This is a genomic window from Arcticibacterium sp. SM2516, assembly GCF_057914865.1.
In genome coordinates this window covers 3,252,556-3,270,626 of sequence record NZ_CP195290.1, presented here as the reverse complement: position 1 = coordinate 3,270,626, position 18,071 = coordinate 3,252,556, and the positions used below count along the sequence as shown (strand labels likewise).

Annotated in this window: 13 protein-coding genes; 4 read left to right on the top strand and 9 right to left on the bottom strand. The window is 39.2% G+C overall.

Going from position 1 to position 18,071, the window contains the following annotated elements; genetic code table 11:
- The first annotated feature begins 359 nt into the window (after positions 1-359).
- Entirely contained in the window at positions 360-1,631 is a 1,272-nt protein-coding gene (locus tag ACSBFT_RS13555; protein ID WP_489601042.1) for a DUF2851 family protein, read from the top strand.
- Between the two features lie 61 nt (positions 1,632-1,692).
- Positions 1,693-2,091 (top strand): putative signal transducing protein, encoded by a 399-nt coding sequence (locus ACSBFT_RS13550; RefSeq protein ID WP_463047360.1) that lies wholly within the window; start codon positions 1,693-1,695, stop codon positions 2,089-2,091.
- 117 nt (positions 2,092-2,208) lie between these two features.
- Here the strand turns inward: ACSBFT_RS13550 and ACSBFT_RS13545 are convergent, their stop codons facing one another.
- Both ACSBFT_RS13545 and ACSBFT_RS13540 read right to left on the bottom strand, forming a co-directional pair.
- Positions 2,209-3,672 carry a CCA tRNA nucleotidyltransferase gene (locus ACSBFT_RS13545; RefSeq protein ID WP_489601041.1) on the bottom strand — a complete coding sequence of 488 codons (1,464 nt, stop codon included), beginning with the start codon at positions 3,670-3,672 and terminating at the stop codon, positions 2,209-2,211.
- Between the two features lie 223 nt (positions 3,673-3,895).
- Positions 3,896-7,138 (bottom strand): UvrD-helicase domain-containing protein, encoded by a 3,243-nt coding sequence (locus ACSBFT_RS13540; RefSeq protein WP_489601040.1) that lies wholly within the window; start codon positions 7,136-7,138, stop codon positions 3,896-3,898.
- Positions 7,139-7,263: 125 nt separating this feature from the next.
- On the opposite strand from ACSBFT_RS13540, the gene ACSBFT_RS13535 reads away from it, so the two are divergent.
- Both ACSBFT_RS13535 and ACSBFT_RS13530 read left to right on the top strand, forming a co-directional pair.
- A complete protein-coding gene (locus ACSBFT_RS13535) occupies positions 7,264-9,555 on the top strand; it encodes a TonB-dependent receptor (RefSeq protein ID WP_489601039.1) in 2,292 nt (763 codons plus the stop codon).
- Positions 9,556-9,722: 167 nt separating this feature from the next.
- Positions 9,723-10,103: a TfoX/Sxy family protein gene (locus ACSBFT_RS13530; RefSeq protein WP_489601038.1), complete on the top strand. Its 381-nt coding sequence runs from the start codon at positions 9,723-9,725 to the stop codon at positions 10,101-10,103.
- Here ACSBFT_RS13530 and ACSBFT_RS13525 read toward each other — a convergent pair.
- From ACSBFT_RS13525 to ACSBFT_RS13495, 7 genes are all read right to left on the bottom strand, one after another.
- On the bottom strand, positions 10,100-11,113 hold the full coding sequence (locus ACSBFT_RS13525; RefSeq protein WP_489601037.1) for an LLM class flavin-dependent oxidoreductase: 1,014 nt from the start codon (positions 11,111-11,113) through the stop codon (positions 10,100-10,102). The genes ACSBFT_RS13530 and ACSBFT_RS13525 overlap by 4 nt on opposite strands.
- A 590-nt stretch (positions 11,114-11,703) precedes the next feature.
- Positions 11,704-13,278, bottom strand: coding sequence for a protein adenylyltransferase SelO (locus ACSBFT_RS13520; protein WP_489601036.1), 1,575 nt, complete (start codon positions 13,276-13,278; stop codon positions 11,704-11,706).
- A gap of 127 nt (positions 13,279-13,405) precedes the next feature.
- Entirely contained in the window at positions 13,406-14,950 is a 1,545-nt protein-coding gene (locus ACSBFT_RS13515; RefSeq protein ID WP_489601035.1) for an SBBP repeat-containing protein, read from the bottom strand.
- Between the two features lie 218 nt (positions 14,951-15,168).
- Positions 15,169-15,351 carry a hypothetical protein gene (locus ACSBFT_RS13510; protein WP_463047368.1) on the bottom strand — a complete coding sequence of 61 codons (183 nt, stop codon included), beginning with the start codon at positions 15,349-15,351 and terminating at the stop codon, positions 15,169-15,171.
- A 104-nt stretch (positions 15,352-15,455) separates the two neighbouring features.
- Entirely contained in the window at positions 15,456-16,706 is a 1,251-nt protein-coding gene (locus ACSBFT_RS13505; protein ID WP_489601034.1) for a M24 family metallopeptidase, read from the bottom strand.
- A 364-nt stretch (positions 16,707-17,070) separates the two neighbouring features.
- Positions 17,071-17,427: a DoxX family protein gene (locus tag ACSBFT_RS13500; RefSeq protein ID WP_489601033.1), complete on the bottom strand. Its 357-nt coding sequence runs from the start codon at positions 17,425-17,427 to the stop codon at positions 17,071-17,073.
- 7 nt (positions 17,428-17,434) lie between these two features.
- Positions 17,435-17,905 (bottom strand): CBS domain-containing protein, encoded by a 471-nt coding sequence (locus ACSBFT_RS13495; RefSeq protein WP_489601032.1) that lies wholly within the window; start codon positions 17,903-17,905, stop codon positions 17,435-17,437.
- Between the last annotated feature and the right edge of the window lie 166 nt (positions 17,906-18,071).

Here is an 18,071-nt window from a genome sequence, read left to right as displayed (position 1 = left end):
AAATCAATAATACTTCAAACAGTATTTTGGAGAAGTTGAATATTTATTATAAAATTATTTAATACAACCTTATAAAGCCATGTACTGCATGAGCACAGTCAAAATCCTACTACCAAGGTTATTTTCAAATTGAAGAGGTCAATTTTGAATGTGTGAGTTTGCGTGGTGCTACTTTTTGCTTGATTTTTTGAAAAATGAATTCCCGCTAGGAATGGGCAACAAAGAAAAGGATTTGAGGAAGTTTATCACTTGATTCTACATGATGAAGTTTTTTGACGGAGTCAAGGAATCAAAGAATATACTATTCCTTTATAAGGAATTCATTATATTTATAAGGCTAATAATCAAGACTCCACCCAATGAAAGAAGACTTCCTTCACTATCTCTGGCAATATCAAAAATTCAAAAAGGTTAATTTGAAAACCGAGAATGATGAGCAGGTAACCGTGCTTAAAACGGGCTTTCATAATACAGATTCTGGCCCCGACTTTAAAGAGGCACGGGTGAAAATAGCGGAGGTAGAGTGGGCAGGAAGTGTAGAGATTCATATAAAATCTTCCGACTGGAATCTTCATAAACATCAACATGACCCTGCTTACGAAAATGTGATATTACATGTGGTGTGGGAGCATGATGTGGATATTCTAAATACTGCCGGAAAGCCAATTCCTACTTTAGTCTTAAAGGCAATCACAGAGATAGCACTGCTGCATCAATACCAAAGTTTGATAAACGGACAAGACGAAATTCCTTGTTTCAGCCAATTCAGGGAAGTGCCGGATATTAAGAAATTTTCTATGGTAGAGAATGCTCTAATGCAGCGTATGCAAAGGAAAGGAACGGAGGTCACGCAGCGATTTGAGCAACTTGGGAATGATTGGGAGGAGGTTTCGTATCAAATCTTACTTAGAAACTTTGGTTTTAAACTCAATAATGAGGCATTTCTAAGTTTGGCGGAAAAACTACCTTTTAAACTGCTAAGGAAATATGCCAACTCCATTTTTCAAACAGAGGCTTTGCTTTTTGGTATGGCAGGTTTTCTGGAAGGGGAGTTGGACGAATATGGGCATAAACTGAAAGCGGAGTTTGACTTCTTGGCCGTTAAGCATGGAATAGCAGACGAAACAATAGAACCTTCGTTATGGAGATTTATGCGGACTAGACCTGCTAATTTCCCGACAGTTCGACTAAGTCAAATTGCCGTTTTATTGACGCAGACTAAAAGTCTTTTTTCTTCTTTAATAGATAGTCCTGATTTCAAAACTTTGGTAAAATTCTTCGAAGCCAGGCCTTCTGAATATTGGCTAAAGCACTACCATTTTGGTAAAGAAAATAGCCGTGACTTTAAGGGAATTGGCGTTTCGTCTATTCATAATTTAATTATCAATACTGCTGTCCCTGTTTTGGTAGCTTACGCCAAACAAATAGATAATCATGAATTGATAGAAAAAGCCTTAGCTTTTTTAGAAGAAATTCCCGCTGAGAAAAACAAAATCACCAAGTTTTGGAATAGCTTAGATTTAGAAACCAAAACCATGTTTGATAGCCAAGGGAGCATTGAACTTTATAATGAGTTCTGCATAAAAAAGAAATGTCTTTCCTGTGGCGTTGGGATTGGGATTTTAGGGTAGGGGTATTTTTGAATAGCTTCTCAGAACTAAATTGCCCATTTTATTAAATTAAACTAAGATTATGAACGAACCATTAATTACGATAAAGACCTTTTATTACGATTCTGAAACGATGCTTTATGAGCCTCGTTTTAAGGATGCTGGGCTTTATTATTTCTTAAAAGACCAAAAAACGGTGTCTGCCGATCCAGTTGTTTCAAACGCCATAGGTGGTATTAAACTTCAGGTGCGGGAAAAGGACTTAGAAGCAGCGAAGGCTATTCTTAAGGAAATTGATGATAATAGAATTGAAAGTGATTTTGGTAAGGAAGTTCAAATCAAAGGGAAAGATTATGAGGGCACTCTAAAGGAATGTCCAAACTGCGGAAATGAAGATACTTATATTGAAAAATTAGGCTTTTGGGAATCTTTAAGCAACAGGTCTAAGCATTATTGTAAAGCTTGTGAATTTGAGTTTTAATTGATTATCATAAAAGCTCCAATAACTTAGTTTAAGCGATACCCCTATAAAACCTAAAATCATCAAATGGTATTCCTAAAAGAGCGAGGTAAAACCAATGAGTAATAAATGTTTTGCTTATTCAGAAACCTCTTTCTTTACGGCCTCCAAAACCTCTTCCAAAGTCTTATCCAGCTGAAAGCCCATTTTCTTGCCTTCTTCCGTGATGAAATCAAAACCAGCCTCTAGTTCGTTTGGTACATCGCCTTCTAGTACGGCTTCACGTACCGCCACTTTGAGTACGCCTACTTCTTTAGATGGTGGTAAACCAAAAGCCGCCATAATAATTTCACCTGTGATAACAGGTTGGAAGTTTCTTAGTTTGTCTTTCTCCTCTAGCTCCATGAGCAACTCCTCTACTTTGTCGAAGTTCTTCAGATAGCGTTTTACGCGGTTAGCGTCTTTAGAGGTGATATCTGCACGGCAGAGTTTCATGAGGTCTTCAAGGTCTTCGCCAGCTTCAAAAAGTATGCGACGTAAGGCCGAGTCTGTGACACCTTCTTTAGCCAATGCGATGGGTCTGAGATGTAGCTTTACCAAGTTTTTGACAGAACGCATTTTACCATCAAGCGGCAGTCGCATGCGTTTGAAGATTCCTTTGACCCAGCGGGCTCCCAAGTCTTCATGTCCATGAAAAGTCCAACCCACTTTTTTATTGAAACGCTTGGTCGGAGGTTTAGCTATATCATGCAAAATAGCCGCCCAACGTACCCACAGGCTGTTGGTATTAGGGCAGATATTATCCAATACCTGAAGGGTATGATAAAAGTTATCTTTATGTTTTTTGCCATCAATTACATCCACGCCTTGTAGGGCTTCCATTTCTGGGAAAATGATTTTAAGCAACCCCGTATTATAAAGCAGTTTAAAGCCGTAAGACGGCACAGGAGTCATGATAATCTTATTCAGCTCGTCTGTTATCCTTTCTTGAGAAACTATGCTGATACGGTCTTTCATGGAGGCGATGGCCTCAAAAGTCTCGGTATCTATATCAAAGTTTAATTGCGTAGCAAATCTAATCGCACGCATCATGCGAAGTGGGTCGTCAGAAAAAGTAATGCCTGGCTCTAATGGTGTTTTAAGTATTTTTCTTTCAATATCGCCCAAACCATCAAAAGGATCTATCAGCTTCCCAAAAGTCTTTTTGTTCAGCGAAATACCCATGGCATTGATGGTGAAATCTCTGCGGTTTTGGTCGTCTTCTAGGGTCCCATCTTCTACGCTTGGCTTTCTGGAGTCACTTCTGTAAGACTCTCTTCTAGCTCCCACAAACTCCAAATCAAAATCTCCAAAAGGGATTTGAGCCGTACCAAAATTTTTAAAAACGTTCAGATGTGTGTCTGGACCAAGGGCCTCCGCTACTTTGGTGGCAAGAGCTATGCCGCTGCCTATACAAACCACATCTATATCTTTGTTTGGTCGCTGCAAAATGAGGTCTCTCACGTAGCCACCGATGACATAGGTTTCTAAATCAAGCTCGTCGGCAGCTTTTCCAAGGGTGGTGAAAATGGGAAATTGTAAAAGATGTTCTTTGAAGTTCAATGTTTTCTTGATGTCTGTTGTTCGATGTCTGATGTTGGGAGAATTATCACGGATTTTGGCAAATTTACAGTTTTTTAGCCTTTTGCAGTATGCTATTGGCTTTTAGTCTTTGTTATTGGCTGTTGGCTTTAAGCTGTAAGGTGTTTGCACTTGTTTTAATTTCGGACTATTTTGGTCAAAATTGAATGATTCACAACAAGTACGGCTTTTGAAAATCGAAAATCTAAACCCTTACAATCTCCACAGGATTCAAATAAATCAACAACAGCTCCACATCGTCGTAACCCATTTGGTGGTATAATTCGCCGTAGTGCTTTATCTGGGTTGTATGCGTGTTTTGCTTTTTACCCGTTTTATAATCTATAATGGTGACCTTGTTTTCTTGATACACCACACGGTCTGGTCTGCTGATATCCGCATTTTTTACCAAAATATCTCTTTCGTTTTCGACTCTGATATCGCCAGAATAAAGATGTTTTAGCAAAGGATTTTCAAGGATCTTCTGAGCCTCCTTTTTAAGTTCTTCTTTTTCTATTTCCAGAATAAGACCATCAAATTGCATTTTTTGAATGGCTTGGTCCAGATCTGTGGCTGTTCCTATTTCAGAGAATAAAGTATGAATAAGGTTTCCTTGGTCGCGTTGGTTCAATTCATTGAAAACCTTATCTAGATTAGATTTGAGCTTTAATCTGCCCAGGTTTTCACGACTATTAATCGTATTTAAAACATAATTATCATCGGCTTCTATGGTATTTTTTGGCTCGCTATTGGGTTCGCCTTCTGCTAATACGTGTTTAGATTCGGCAGATGGAGAAATGCTTAGACCTACAAAGTCCTCTAAATATTGATAGACAGTATTCGGGTTTCTTTTTGGTTTGGCCGCCAAAACATAAAGCCTGTCCACGGGTCTGGTAAACGCCACATATAATATGTTTAGAGCTTCCAGTTTTGTGAATTCTAGTTCTCGCAGATATTGCTCATTTATTAAAGTGGCCTCAAGCGTTTTTTTGTATTTCAGCGGGGCTGCATTTAATACACTGGTTCCGGTGTTGAGCTCGTCGTAAGGTAAACCCTCTAAATCTACCCAGAGACTAGAATAGTTATTAGGCGTGGTAGACCAATTGGCAAAAGGTACTATTACTACAGGATACTCCAAACCCTTAGATTTATGGATGGTAGAAACCGTGATGGCTCCAGGTTTTGAAACGCTTACCGCGTAACTGTTTTTAGATTGTTCCCAAACCTGTAAAAACTCTGAAAGGCTGTTTCCCGAGGTTTTAATGTGATTTTGTACAATATCGAAGAAAGCGAAAATGTATGGCAACAAGGCTTTGTCTTCAAACATGCCCAGTTTGTTTACAAAGGACTCGGTCAACTGGTAAATTCCAAAAGCACCTAAAACTTCTTGCTCAAAGCTAATGCCTTGGTTTGCTAAGAAGGTCCAGCAGCTGAGCTCTTTATCTTTAAAATCTATATCCGTAGGGAATTTTAATCCTTTATATCTGTGAAAAATCAAAATAGCCTCAGAATGGTTGGTGATGCTTTTAGGGTCTTGGTAGACCTTAAGCATACTTATCAAAAGAGAAATGCCCATTTTGTTTTTCAACAATAAAGAATCAGCTGAAATGATTTCATAGCCTTCTGTCATTAAATGCTCCGCTATTACGGCTGCTTGTGGGCCTTTTTTTCTGCACAGAATGGCCATGTCTTCATAAGAATACCCGGCAGCCAAAGCTTCTTTAATTCTGATTTCTATTTGAGCCAGCGTCCATGCGGTTTCGTCTATCGGCTCTTGATCTTTTTGGTCTTCTATCAGCGTTATCTCAATATGTCCGCCAGATTTGGTGCCGCCATGGGTCTCTTGCGTTTTATTTTCAAAAGCCAGTTTTATGATTTCTTCGGGGGAATTGTCGGCTAGTTTGGTGAAAAAATCATTATTGAACTCCACCACCTCTTTCTTACTTCTAAAGTTCTTTTGAAGGTTCTCTTTCTGTACCATGGCAGTGGTGTAGTCCACAGAAAATCTTTGGTTGTCAGATAATAATTCGTTTGCCTTTAGTGCGTCTGTATTTTTATTGAGCACATGAATCATGAGCTCCACTTTACCACCACGCCATCTGTAGATAGACTGTTTAGGGTCACCTACCAGCATATTGAAATGGTTTTTGGACAGGGCATTTTCTATGAGTGGTAGTAAATTGAAATACTGAACATCTGAGGTGTCTTGAAATTCGTCAATCAGAATGTGGTTATACTTCTCGCCTAGTCTTTCAAAAATGTAAGGAACGGGCTCGTCTGCCACTATTTTATTGATACGTCTATTGAAATCCGTGATATAGGCGAGTTCGTTTTCCATCAGTATTTTACCAAACTCTTCTTTTACTTCTCCTAGCAGTGCCAGATTGTCTAGGTTGTTTCTTACTTCTTTCAGAAGAAGGTATTTTGGCTTTTCTTTATTTAAAAAGTGGATGAGTTGATTAAACCAAGTGCTTAATTCAGACGCTACCGCATCAATCGCCGCCTTCTTATCTGTCCCTAAACCCTTAGAATACCACTTGTCATTTTCTACGGCATCCTTCATTCTGTTTGTAGGTTCCCAAAGGTCGTTTAGTACTTTACTTTCTGCATCAGCTGCGTATATAAAAATTGAGGCAAATCCAGATTTTCCGTAAGCAAAGTCTTCAATACTTAAGCCTGCTTTCTCTAAAATATCAATACCATGCCTGCCTATCAGTACGAAAGTGTTTTGGGTTACTTTAAGGTATTTGTTAACCTGTTTTTTTACACTTAAGTAATCGGAATAATTGAGCTTATCGTTTTTTTGAATGATATTATAATATTGGTCGTCGAAAAGGTTACCGGCAAATTTGGCAAGATTGGGCAACAGCATTTGCCAGTTTTTCCCATCTTCTGCCTGCTCTTGGGCAAAGTTCTCTATCAAATCTGTGAGATGCTCTTCTCCGGCTAAACCTATCTTATCAAAAACTCTTTCAGCGGCCTTTAACAGTAAAGGGTCTTTGTCTAAAACCACTTCATAATTATAAGGCAAGCCCAAATCCAAAGAAAACGAGCTCACCAATTGATTCACAAAGCTGTCAATGGTTTTGACGTTGAAATCTGCATAGTCTTGGAGGATTTGCTCAAAGGCGGCTTTTGCTCTTTGTTGTATTTGCTGGGGATGCAGCTCTGGCAAATCTTCTTTCAAAGCGGCTAAAGTGACCTTGGTTTTAGAAGACATTTCTTCCTCAGATCCTGCCAGTTCTTTCAAGGTTTCAATAATCCTGCTTTTCATTTCTGAGGCAGCATCATTGGTGAAAGTAATGGCGAGTATTTGTTTGAAATAATTCGGACTTGAAGAAGATAGAACAAGTTGCAAATAAGTTTTGGTCAGCGTAAAAGTTTTACCTGAACCAGCAGAAGAACCGTAGATTTTATATAGCGACATAGTAGCATTAAATATCTCCATAAAACGGGCTTATAAAAAATCAAAAGCCGTTTTTATACAGAATAGGATAGGTGGTTTTTGAATATGATGTAACTTTGAAATCTAAATTAGGTTAAAGCGTTTTAGATTCATTAGAAATTATCAATTTGAAAAAGTTTATTTTATTTTTTGCAGCTGTTTTTGCAGCTCAAATATTGTCTGCTCAGCAGACTAACGTACTCCGAGGAACAGTGAAAGACTTATTGACGGAAGCCCCTTTGGGAAGAGCTACGGTCAGCGTAGTGGGGTCTAAGTTTCAAACGACAACTAAGGAAGACGGCTCTTTTATTCTGGATAATGTCCCTGTGGGTCGTTTGGAATTGGAAATTTCTATGGTAGGTTACACCAAACAAGTGGTAAAAGAATTGGCCTTAACAGCCAATAAAGAAATAGTACTTTCCATTTTATTGGAAGAAGCTACCAGAGATTTGGACGGGATTACCATTACGGCTGCTAGTCCAAACTTATCTGGAGCTAAAACCAGTTTGCAAAGTATAACGGTAGAGCAAGTGATGCGTTTCCCAGCCACGTTTTTTGACCCTGCTCGTCTGGCTCTAGCTTTTCCTGGCGTGGCAAATGCAAACGACCAAGCCAATGGTATAAGCATAAGAGGTAATAACCCAACGGGTTTGCAGTGGCGACTTGAAGGTATGGAAATAGTGAATCCAAACCACACCGCCAATGCAGGTACTTTTTCTGACCAAGCAACCTCAAATGCCGGAGGCGTCATTATGGTTTCTGCACAAATGATGGGCAATACTAATTTCTTAACAGGAGCTTTTCCTGCCGAATACGGAAATGCTCTTTCAGGAATTATGGATATGCGACTTCGCAAAGGGAATAATAAGGAATATGAGCATACCGCACAGGTGGGTTTAATTGGCGTAGATTTAGCTTCCGAAGGACCTCTCAATAAGAAAATTGGAAGTAGTTATTTGGTTAATTATCGCTATTCTTTCACAGGGCTTTTGGCTCTAGGTGGCTTGTCTTTTGGAGGTGAAACCATCAAATTTCAAGATTTAGCGGTTAATCTTAGTTTTCCAAATAAGAAAATGGGCGACTTTACCATCTTTGGTATGGGTGGGATAAATTCTAACGATTTTGCTTTTGACGATGAAGATGGTAATGGTCCAGAATTTGAAAAAGATCAGTATAATATCAATTATAAAGGTAAAATGGCTGCTGCAGGAGTTACACATTCCAAGCATTTTAAGGGTACTTATTTATGGAAGAACGCCTTGGTTTATTCTGGGCTTAAAAATGAAAGATTACAAGATGCAGGTGTGGATGCCATTATCAATGTAATACCACTAGAGGATGTTATGCAGTCTAGCAAATTGTCATTTTCTAGTATTTTAAGCCATAGAGTTAATGGTGCTAGCAGCTTAAAGGGTGGTGTTTATGCTACGTATTCTCAAGATTCCGTATTGTCGCGTCAGAATACATATGCAGGCGAATATACTTCATTGGTGATAGAGCCATTTGTACAGTGGAACACCAATATTGGTAGATCAGGAAACTTGGTTTTAGGTTTACATAATCTAAATTATATTCTTACCCAGACCACTACTTTAGAACCTAGAGCGGCTTTTGGCTACAAAATAAATGCTAAAAATGATATAAATCTCGCATACGGTTTTCATTCTCAACTCAATTCACCTTGGCTAAACGACCAAGTGGCAGATATCAAACCTATTTTGGCTCATCACGTTGTGTTAAGTGAAGAAACACAGCTTAATAGTTCGTCTTCTATAAAAACAGAAGTTTATTATCAAGCCCTATCCAATGCCTTGAGCCCAAGATTGGGAAGTAGAAATAACTTTTTATCAGGCTTGAATTTGAGTGATTTTATTATTCCATTCGATTTGAATCAAAACGGCAAGGGAAGGAATTATGGTTTAGAAGTGGGTTACCAAAAATATCTGGATAAGGGTCTTTTTGCTTTGATAAACGGCACGCTCTATAAATCGGAGTTTGAAGCAGCCGATGGTCAATATTATGAGACCAGATTTAGCGGAAATCATATTGTCAATCTGACAGTAGGAAAGGAGTGGGATTTGAAAAAGGAACGTATGGTTGGAGCGAACGTGAGAGTAGTATGGATGGGTGGTTTCAGAAATTATGAGATAGATTTAGCGGCTTCTGCAGCTCAAGGAAAGACAGTGTTTGATTATACCCAAAACCTAACAGAACGCCTTCCAGATTATTTTAGACCTGACATTAGAGTATATCTTAAAAAGTCGAAGAAGAAATATAATACCATGCTCTCTTTAGATATTCAGAATGTGGCTAATTATGAAAATGTGGCTTTTGATTATTATGATGTTTTCCAAAGGAAAGTGGTTCGGAAAAGTCAATTAGGTATGATTCCGATGCTAAATTATAGGTGGGAGTTTTAGATGAAATGAGTCTTGGTTAGGAAGGTGAGACTCGCTTAATTTTGTGACAAATAAATGACAACTTCAATTTGATAGCAACGGATTTTACCCCTTGCTATCAAAATTATGCCTCTCTGGGGCAGCAATTCGGAATTGATTATATTTACTCCTATTAATTTATAATCGATATGGCATACGACGAATACCTAGCAGACAGAATCAGACAAAGTTTAAAGGAGAAGCAAACCCATTTTGAAGAAATGAAAATGATGGGTGGACTATGCTTTAAAGTGGATGATAAAATGCTCTGTGGTATTCATATCGACAAGAAATTTGGCGATAGTCTTTTGATGGCTAGAATAGGGGAGGAAGCGTATGAGACAGAGATTAAAAAGGAAAATGTCTTACCTATGGATTTCACTGGCAGGCCAATGAAGGGTTATGTTTTTGTGACACCCTTAGGTATGGATTCTGAAGAAGATTTATCTTATTGGGTAGATAAGATGCTCGCTTTTAATCCCCTCGCAAAAGCCACTAAAAAGAAGAAACCAAAGAAGAAAGATTCTTAAGCCTTATTCACCAAAGGAATTACCTCTTTTCCTATCAATTCAATGGCAGACATGAGCTGTTCGTGATTCATGCCAGCATCCATCTGGAAAGTAAATCTGCTGATACCACCAAGAGCTTCGCTATGTCGTAATATTTTTTCTGCTACTTCTTCAGGGTTTCCTACTACCATAGAACCAAAATGGCTATTTTGGGCATCAAATCGCTCTTTGGTTACCGGCGGCCAGCCACGCTCTTTCCCTATTTCTGTAAACATTTTGGCATAACCTGGGTAATAAGTGTCAATAGCGATATCAGCTGTTTTACCGACATAACCCAAAGAATGAATGCCCACTTTCAAGGTTTCAGGAGAGTGACCTGCTTCTGCACCTGCTTTTCTGTAAGCGTCTATCAAAGGTCGAAAACGGTGTGTTTCTCCGCCAATAATAGCCACCATAAGTGGTAAACCTAAATGCCCTGCACGTTTAAAAGATGCAGGCGTGCCACCCACACCCAACCAGATAGGCAATTTCTCTTGCATCGGTCTTGGGTAAACAGATTGTTTGTGCAGCTGAGCTCTAAACTGTCCCTTCCATGTCACGGTTTCATTATCACGAATTTGTAGGAGCAATTCCAGCTTCTCAGCAAAAAGATCGTCGTAATCGTCAAGTCGAAAACCGAAAAGTGGAAATGACTCTATAAATGATCCACGGCCTACCACCATCTCTGCTCTGCCTTGTGATATTAAATCTAGTGTCGCGTAGTTTTGAAACTCTCTTACCGGGTCAGACGAACTCAAAACAGTTACAGCGGAGGTTAAAATGATGTTTTCTGTTCTAGCTGCGGCTGCCGCCAATATCATGCTCGGGGCAGAATCTAGAAAGTCTTTTCGGTAATGCTGGCCAATACCAAAAACATTTAATCCCATTTGGTCTGCAAAGACCATTCTGTCAATGAGTTCACCCATTGCCTGAGCTGATGAAACACTTTTATCTGCTGGTGCTGCCGCAAAACTATCTATTCCTAATTCCATGGTTGGTAAACAGTTTTTGGTTTTGAAATGTTCGTATTGATTATTTTATATGTTTTTTGTTCTGTATGTTATTTCTCTGTCTTAGCTCCGTAGGAGCGATACGTCGGTAGCGAGGGGTGAAACCCCTCGTAAAAGGTCAATTTGCTTTTTGTTTGGCGTGATTTTGGCCTTTAATGCCAAAATCGTGACAAACGTTTCTTAGATGATAATGACGGATTAGATGTTGATTTAGTAAATAGTTTAGTTTTATTATTTCCTAAATCTTGCTCTTCGCTGTCTTGCCAGACGGACCCTCATTTTGGTTTCGGCCAAAACGAGGCAAAAACCATTTCCCAAAATAAACTTGAACACTCGAAATTTAAGTTTAGTCAATGTATTTAGCTGAGTATGTTGAAATTTCGACCATTCTTCACACAGTATTTTGGATATAAGGATTTATTTAATTTAGCATGAATTAGATATAATATTAATAGAGACGGGTGTAACCCGTCTTGAATTTAGATACCACAGCAACGCATTTGGCGGAATCTTGGCCACTAAAAGCCAAAATTGTGACAAATAACTTTCTTGGATACAAGGAATTTTCTCTTTTACGAACTACACGAAAGCATAGAACAGCCTACCTTGTTTCTTGCCCATTCGGGTCTTTTGGCGAACCATTTTTCGTTTTCTGGTTGGTTGTCGTATGGTTTTTTTAGGAGTTCGTGTAGTTCACTTATTAAACTGTAATCGCCATTGTCTGCAGCGTCTATGGCTAGCTGCGACATGTAATTACGCAATACATATTTAGGATTAACAGTATTCATTTTTGTTTTCCTGGCTTCGTCGCTTGTATCCTCTTTTAGGAGTCTGGTTTGATATGATTTTAGCCAGTTTAGCCATCCTTGTAATGTTTCGTCCTTCAGCTCTTCGGGCGAATAAAAGGCGTCTTTTATAAAGTCTAAGGCTGTGCTATTGTCTGCAAGAGTTTCATCCTTTTTGAAATTGGCCAAGTTTCTGTAGAAAATGGTCATATCTGTTTCTGTGAGATGAAGCGTTTTTTCTAAATCTTGAAATAATAGCTCGTCGGTGTCCTCTTCTGAATTGAATCCCAGCTTGTCTCGCATCATTTTTTGATATGCTAAAGTAAATGAATCCTGATACTCGTTCAGGATATTTTCTAAAGCAGGCACATCATCAATAATCAGGTTTAGAGCACTTCCTAGTTGAGCCAAATTCCATAAAGCTACGTTTGGCTGTTGTCCAAATCTATATCTTCTGTGCTGGCTGTCGGTGGTGTTTGGCGTCCAGTTTCTGTCGTACCCTTCCAGCCATCCATAAGGTCCAAAATCTATAGTGAGTCCCAGAATCGACATGTTGTCGGTGTTCATTACACCGTGAACAAAACCTACTCGCTGCCAGTCCATGACCATTTTCAGGGTGTCTTCACTTACTTTTTTAAAAAATTGGATATAGCCTTCTTTTGTGTTTTCTTTAATGTCTGGGAAGAAATGGCGAATGGTATAATTCATCAGCAAGCGTAAGTTTTTACGGTCTTGTCTAGCAGTTAAAATCTGAAAGTTACCGAAGCGAATAAAACTAGGGGCTACTCGGCAAACCACGGCTCCTTTTTCGTAGGCAGGGTTTCCGTTATACTGCACATCTCTTAAAACTTGGTCGCCTGTTAAGGCCAAAGAAAGCGAACGTGTGGTAGGCACGCCCAAATGAAACATGGCTTCGCTGCATAAATGCTCTCTAACAGACGACCTTAAGACGGCTAAACCGTCCGCAGTTCTGGAATAGGGGGTAAGGCCAGAGCCTTTTAGCTGTAATGCCCAACGCTTATTGTTTTGTACAACTTCAAAAAGATTGATTGCTCGTCCGTCGCCTAATTGTCCCGCCCAATGTCCAAATTGATGCCCGCCGTAGCACATGGCGTAGGGTTTGGTATTGTCATAAACCTTTGCTCCTGAGACTAATTCAATAAATTCAGTTGACTCAGCATCTGATTTAGAAATACCCAATTCATTGGCCATTTCGGCGGAATAATGTAGAAGTTTTGGTTCACTTGGAATCCTAGGTTTCACAAAGGAAAAGGAAGCCTCTGAAACTTGACGAGGAAATACTTCTAATTCGGTATCCGCTGGAAGTTCATTTATGAAAGTATTATCAATGTTTAGCTTCATTTGTCTTTTCTATCAATTCTATGGTAGAACAAATGAAGGCCGAAAAAAGTTGTTTAAATTAAGACGGATGTTTATTTTCGGATTCAGGCTGGTAATTGAATTCCTAATTCTGTTTTAATCGTTTTGCTTACTCTTGTATCCTTGTTACAAAAATATCAGTAGCACCAGCTGATGTTTTGGGTTTTACCCCAAAATTGGCAGTTCCTGCAAATCTACCTGTAGCATAAATATTCTTATTGGCATCCACAGCAATGCCATATCCAATATCAGAATTAGTTCCACCTGCGGTTGTTACCCATTGAAAATCCCCAGAATTACTGTATTTGGTTACGAAGATATCATTACTTCCTGCCGAGGTTTTTGAAGTTCCGCCGAATATAGCAGTATTGTTAAAATATCCTGTAATAAATAGGTCTCCACTAGCATCAACCTTAATACCGTTACCTTGTTCAGCACCAGGTCCACCCCCAGTTTGAACCCATTGCAAATCACCCAAACTAGAAGCGTATTTAGCCACAAAGTAATCATAACTACCAGCAGATATTTTTGGAGTTCCACTAAAGTTGGCAGATCCAATAAAATAACCTGTTATAAAAACATTTCCACTAGCATCAAGGGAAATGTCCTCACTAGCATCATAATGTGAGCTACCTGCGGATTTCGCCCATAACCATAAGTTTACAGTCGGGTCGTATTTAGCCACAAAAATATCGCTAAACCCAGCCGAGGTTACCAAGTGTGCGTTAAAGTAAAAAGATCCACTAAATTGACCCGTTATAAACAACTTTCCATAGGCATCAATCGCGATTCCCTCGCTTACGTCTGATCCTGTTCCTCCTGCTGTCTGTACCCACTGAAAAGTTCCAGAATTACTGTATTTAGCTATAAATATGTCAGAAGAACCTCCTGAAGACGTTCTTGGTGTTCCACTAAAGGATGCAGTTCCACTATATTCACCTGTAATATACACATCGCCACTGGGATCAATTGCTATTCCTTTGGCAAGATCACGCACAGATCCTCCGGCGGTTTGCACCCATTGAAAAACTCCAGAATTATTGTATTTAGCCACAAAAATATCATACCCACCTGCCGAACTTTTTGTGCTTGTATCAAAAGTTACATCATCTTCAAAAGCCCCTGCTACAAACACATTTCCACTAGCATCAACAGCAATATCCAACCCAAAATTATATCCAGGGCCATTAGCGGTCTGCACCCATTGGATAACCCCAGATCTATTGTATTTAGCCACATAGACATCAGAATACCCAAGTGAGTTTTTTGAAATTCCTCCAAAGTTGGCGGTACCTCTATAATTTCCTGTTATAAAAATATTACCGCTGGCATCAACGGCGACGGCAGATCCTTCGTCCTCGGTGGTACCTCCTGCAGTAATTATGGCTGCTATGTTTGGGGTAGGGTCAGAAATACCTTGGTTACAAAACCAGTTAACCCCATTGTACACCCTTAGGCAAGAAAAGGTAAGGTCATAAGCGATATCGCCCTCTTGTGGGCTAGGAAGAGCATTTATGGCATCGTAAGAAAGCCGAGGATAGGTACCCGACATGGTTGGGGTAATACCTGATGGGGTAATGGTTACATTTTGGGCTTTCGTTAGAAAACTGGCAAATAATATTGTAGCTAAAAGTAAAGATGTATTTTTTTTCATAGCAAGTTTGTGTTTTTTGCAAATAATAATTTATACCATGGAATACATAAATATACGATTGTATTTTATTTAAAGGATAGGTATAATTAGGGTCTGCTAATTAAGTAGCAATCGTCAAGAGTTGATAATTTAGTGAGAATTTCATCTGTTTTTTTTCTGTCAATTTTTAGGTAGAAAAATTATGCCGAGAAAAAGTTGATTGACATTAATACTGATGATTAAATTCCAAAACTTTTAAAAGCTTCGTAAACAAAATAGGCTGGCCATACCACAGCTTTTAAAACGCCCACCACACCCATCGTGAAACTTGTAGCGGTAGTTAGGAAATAGATTACAGCACCAATGCAGCCAAGGCCATAAATAGAATTTGATTGTGCTCCTCTTTGTACTTCTTTTTTCATGATTTTGATATGTTAAATTTTAGCGACTAATATTCGGTATTCATACGCATGAATGCCAAAATCAATATACTCAGGTTATCCTTAAGAAGTCTATAAATAGCATATTAATCAAACGGCTCTTTAATAGAAGGGCTTGGCTTTGAAAACCATTTTGGACCATCATCGCTCATGAAAACACAATCTTCTAAACGAAAGCCAAATTCCCCTAAAATAGCAATGGTGGGTTCTATGCTAAAACACATGCCTGCTTCTATGATGGTCTCATTTCCTTTGACGGCATTACCCCATTCGTGGCCATCCATGCCTATGCCATGCCCTGTTCTGTGTGGTAAGCCGGGTAATTGATATGCTGGACCAAAGCCTGCGTCTGTAATCACTTTTCTGGCAGCGGCGTCTACCTCATGGAGTTTCTTGCCTATTTGAGCGGCAGCAAAACCTGCGGCCTGAGCTTTTTTCTCTAAGTCCCAAATCTCTTGCTGACGAGCCGTAGGGGAGGCTCCAAAAACTATGGTACGGCTTATGTCCGAATTATAACTTTCTACGGTGCAGCCACAGTCTACCAAAACTACATCTCCCTTTTTCAGTATTTGAGGTCTACCAGAACCATGTGGAAAAGCAGATGCTTCACCAAAGTTACAAGAAGCAAATTCATGACTTGCCCCCATTTTGGTATGTGCTGCGGCTACGGCTTCTGAGAATGTGGCTGGCGTACATCCTTCTTTTAAGCTTTTAAATCCTATTTTGATGGCAGCGATGGTGATTTCGGTCGCTTTTTGCATCAGCAGTATTTCCGAAACTGATTTTATCATTCGACATGGAATGGTAATGGCATCTCCACTGACAAACTCTAAATGTGGAGCGGCTTCTTTGACACCATTAAAAATGAAGAATCTTACGCTTTCTTCTATGCCTATTTTTCCTTTTGAAATTCCTGATTTCTCAATAGCTTCGGCTATTTTTTGGTACGGACTTTCATCCTCTTGCCATGCATATACTTTGGTGCTTTCTGAAAGCATTTCGCGAAGTCGGTTTTCTTCAAAACCAGGGCATATAAATGATAATGCACCCTTGGCTGGAATTAAAACCACCATCGGTCTTTCGCTAGGCCACCAATAAATGCCTGTGAAGTATTTGAGCGAAGTTCCAGCATCTAATAATAAAGCAGAAATGCCTTGCTCTTGCATGAGCTTTTGAGCCTTTGTTATTCTGGCGGTTCTTTCTTCATCCGTGATAGGCTGGATATCATCAACTAAAGATTTTAGTCCATCCACGGAGCTTGCACCAGTTTCGCAAGAGCTTAAAAATACGGCTCCAGCACCTAGAGCAGATGCGTTTAGGAAATTTCTTCTTTTCATGGTTTTTAAATACTGTCGTCCTAATAAATTTAAAAGTGGTTAAAAATAGGTCAATGACAGCATGAATAGCTAATTTTCTTAAAGCTCAAAAATGTCCCCTACCTTATTCTCGGTTCACTTTCCAGTGGGGAGGCTTGCCGCCCGCATTCATTTTTGCGGATCGCCGCACCGTTCGAAAAAAAAACGAACGGCAGCGGCCGACCGTCAAAAAAAACTGCAGCCTGTAAACTCACACATTCAAAATTTTGATAAAAAATGAGATATGAAATTATATCATTACCAGAGAATTTTGCTTGTGTTCAAACAGTACAGGCCGATATATTGAATTTATTTTGTTTCTTTTTTTTGCGGTCGCCAATAGTGCCTAAATAAAACTATATGCCCAGTAAATCAAAAGAAATTGGACAGGAAGTCTTATTAAAGTCGGTACGACAAGTTTTCCTTTTTCTCGTGCTTTTTGAAAATGATAAAAGTTGGCAGGAAAAACAGCCAAGAGCAAGGCTATGATTCCCACAGCCGCGTAAGAGCGTGTAGCTTCAAACAAAAGAGCTATTCCTAAGAAGATTTCAATGAAACCGACCAGAAGGTTTACTTTTTCGGGCTGGGGTACCCACTTTGGGGTGATTTTTAAGAAAAACTTGGGGCTTCTGAAATGACTAACACCTGCAAAAATATAAATACCTGCCATGAGGTATAAAGAGATGGACTTTAGGTCTACCATATGGAAATTACCACTTTTTTTGGTTCATGTCTCTTATGGCCATCAAGATATCTCTACGGCTAATTTGACCAGCCAGTTTGCCCTCATTATCCATCACTAAAAGTCGTTTATATGGCGTGGTAAGAAAGGTATTTGCCACATCCACAATATCGTTTTCTATAGAGATGTCTTTCATCACATTTGACATGTATTCAGACACCGTGTCTTTTTCTACCGGATGGTTATAATAGGCACTTCCGAGCAAAATACTTAAGCAGTCTTTATCATCAATCAACCCTACCACATCACCCTGTTCGTTTACCACAGGAGCTCCTGTAATTCTTTTGTCTAACAAGGTTTTAAGTACTTCCAGCACGGGCGTGTCTTGTTTAATGGTAATAAGCCTGCTGATGGGCGTCATGTATTCCGTAACCGACGGAATTTTTGGTGTTTCGACGCTGGGGCTATCGTTATGTGCTCTATTTTGGAAGTTTTTCATGCTTAACCTATTTAATTATTTCAAAAAGTTTTCGTAACTAAATATACAAAAAAGCTTGATGATAAGTGATGGATTGGCCGAAGTTTTGGTTTGTATCGATTTAACCGTTCAAATATCTGGTGTATTAGGAAAACTGGCCGGTTTTTGTGAAGAAAGATTGTGAAGG

Coding starts and splice junctions, on each gene's coding strand:
- ACSBFT_RS13525 (WP_489601037.1), bottom strand. CDS start 11,113: ATGGAATTAGGAATAGATAGTTTTGCGGCAGCACCAGCAGATAAAAGT.
- ACSBFT_RS13515 (WP_489601035.1), bottom strand. CDS start 14,950: ATGAAAAAAAATACATCTTTACTTTTAGCTACAATATTATTTGCCAGT.
- ACSBFT_RS13540 (WP_489601040.1), bottom strand. CDS start 7,138: ATGGAGATATTTAATGCTACTATGTCGCTATATAAAATCTACGGTTCT.
- ACSBFT_RS13555 (WP_489601042.1), top strand. CDS start 360: ATGAAAGAAGACTTCCTTCACTATCTCTGGCAATATCAAAAATTCAAA.
- ACSBFT_RS13510 (WP_463047368.1), bottom strand. CDS start 15,351: ATGAAAAAAGAAGTACAAAGAGGAGCACAATCAAATTCTATTTATGGC.
- ACSBFT_RS13550 (WP_463047360.1), top strand. CDS start 1,693: ATGAACGAACCATTAATTACGATAAAGACCTTTTATTACGATTCTGAA.
- ACSBFT_RS13530 (WP_489601038.1), top strand. CDS start 9,723: ATGGCATACGACGAATACCTAGCAGACAGAATCAGACAAAGTTTAAAG.
- ACSBFT_RS13520 (WP_489601036.1), bottom strand. CDS start 13,278: ATGAAGCTAAACATTGATAATACTTTCATAAATGAACTTCCAGCGGAT.
- ACSBFT_RS13500 (WP_489601033.1), bottom strand. CDS start 17,427: ATGGTAGACCTAAAGTCCATCTCTTTATACCTCATGGCAGGTATTTAT.
- ACSBFT_RS13495 (WP_489601032.1), bottom strand. CDS start 17,905: ATGAAAAACTTCCAAAATAGAGCACATAACGATAGCCCCAGCGTCGAA.
- ACSBFT_RS13505 (WP_489601034.1), bottom strand. CDS start 16,706: ATGAAAAGAAGAAATTTCCTAAACGCATCTGCTCTAGGTGCTGGAGCC.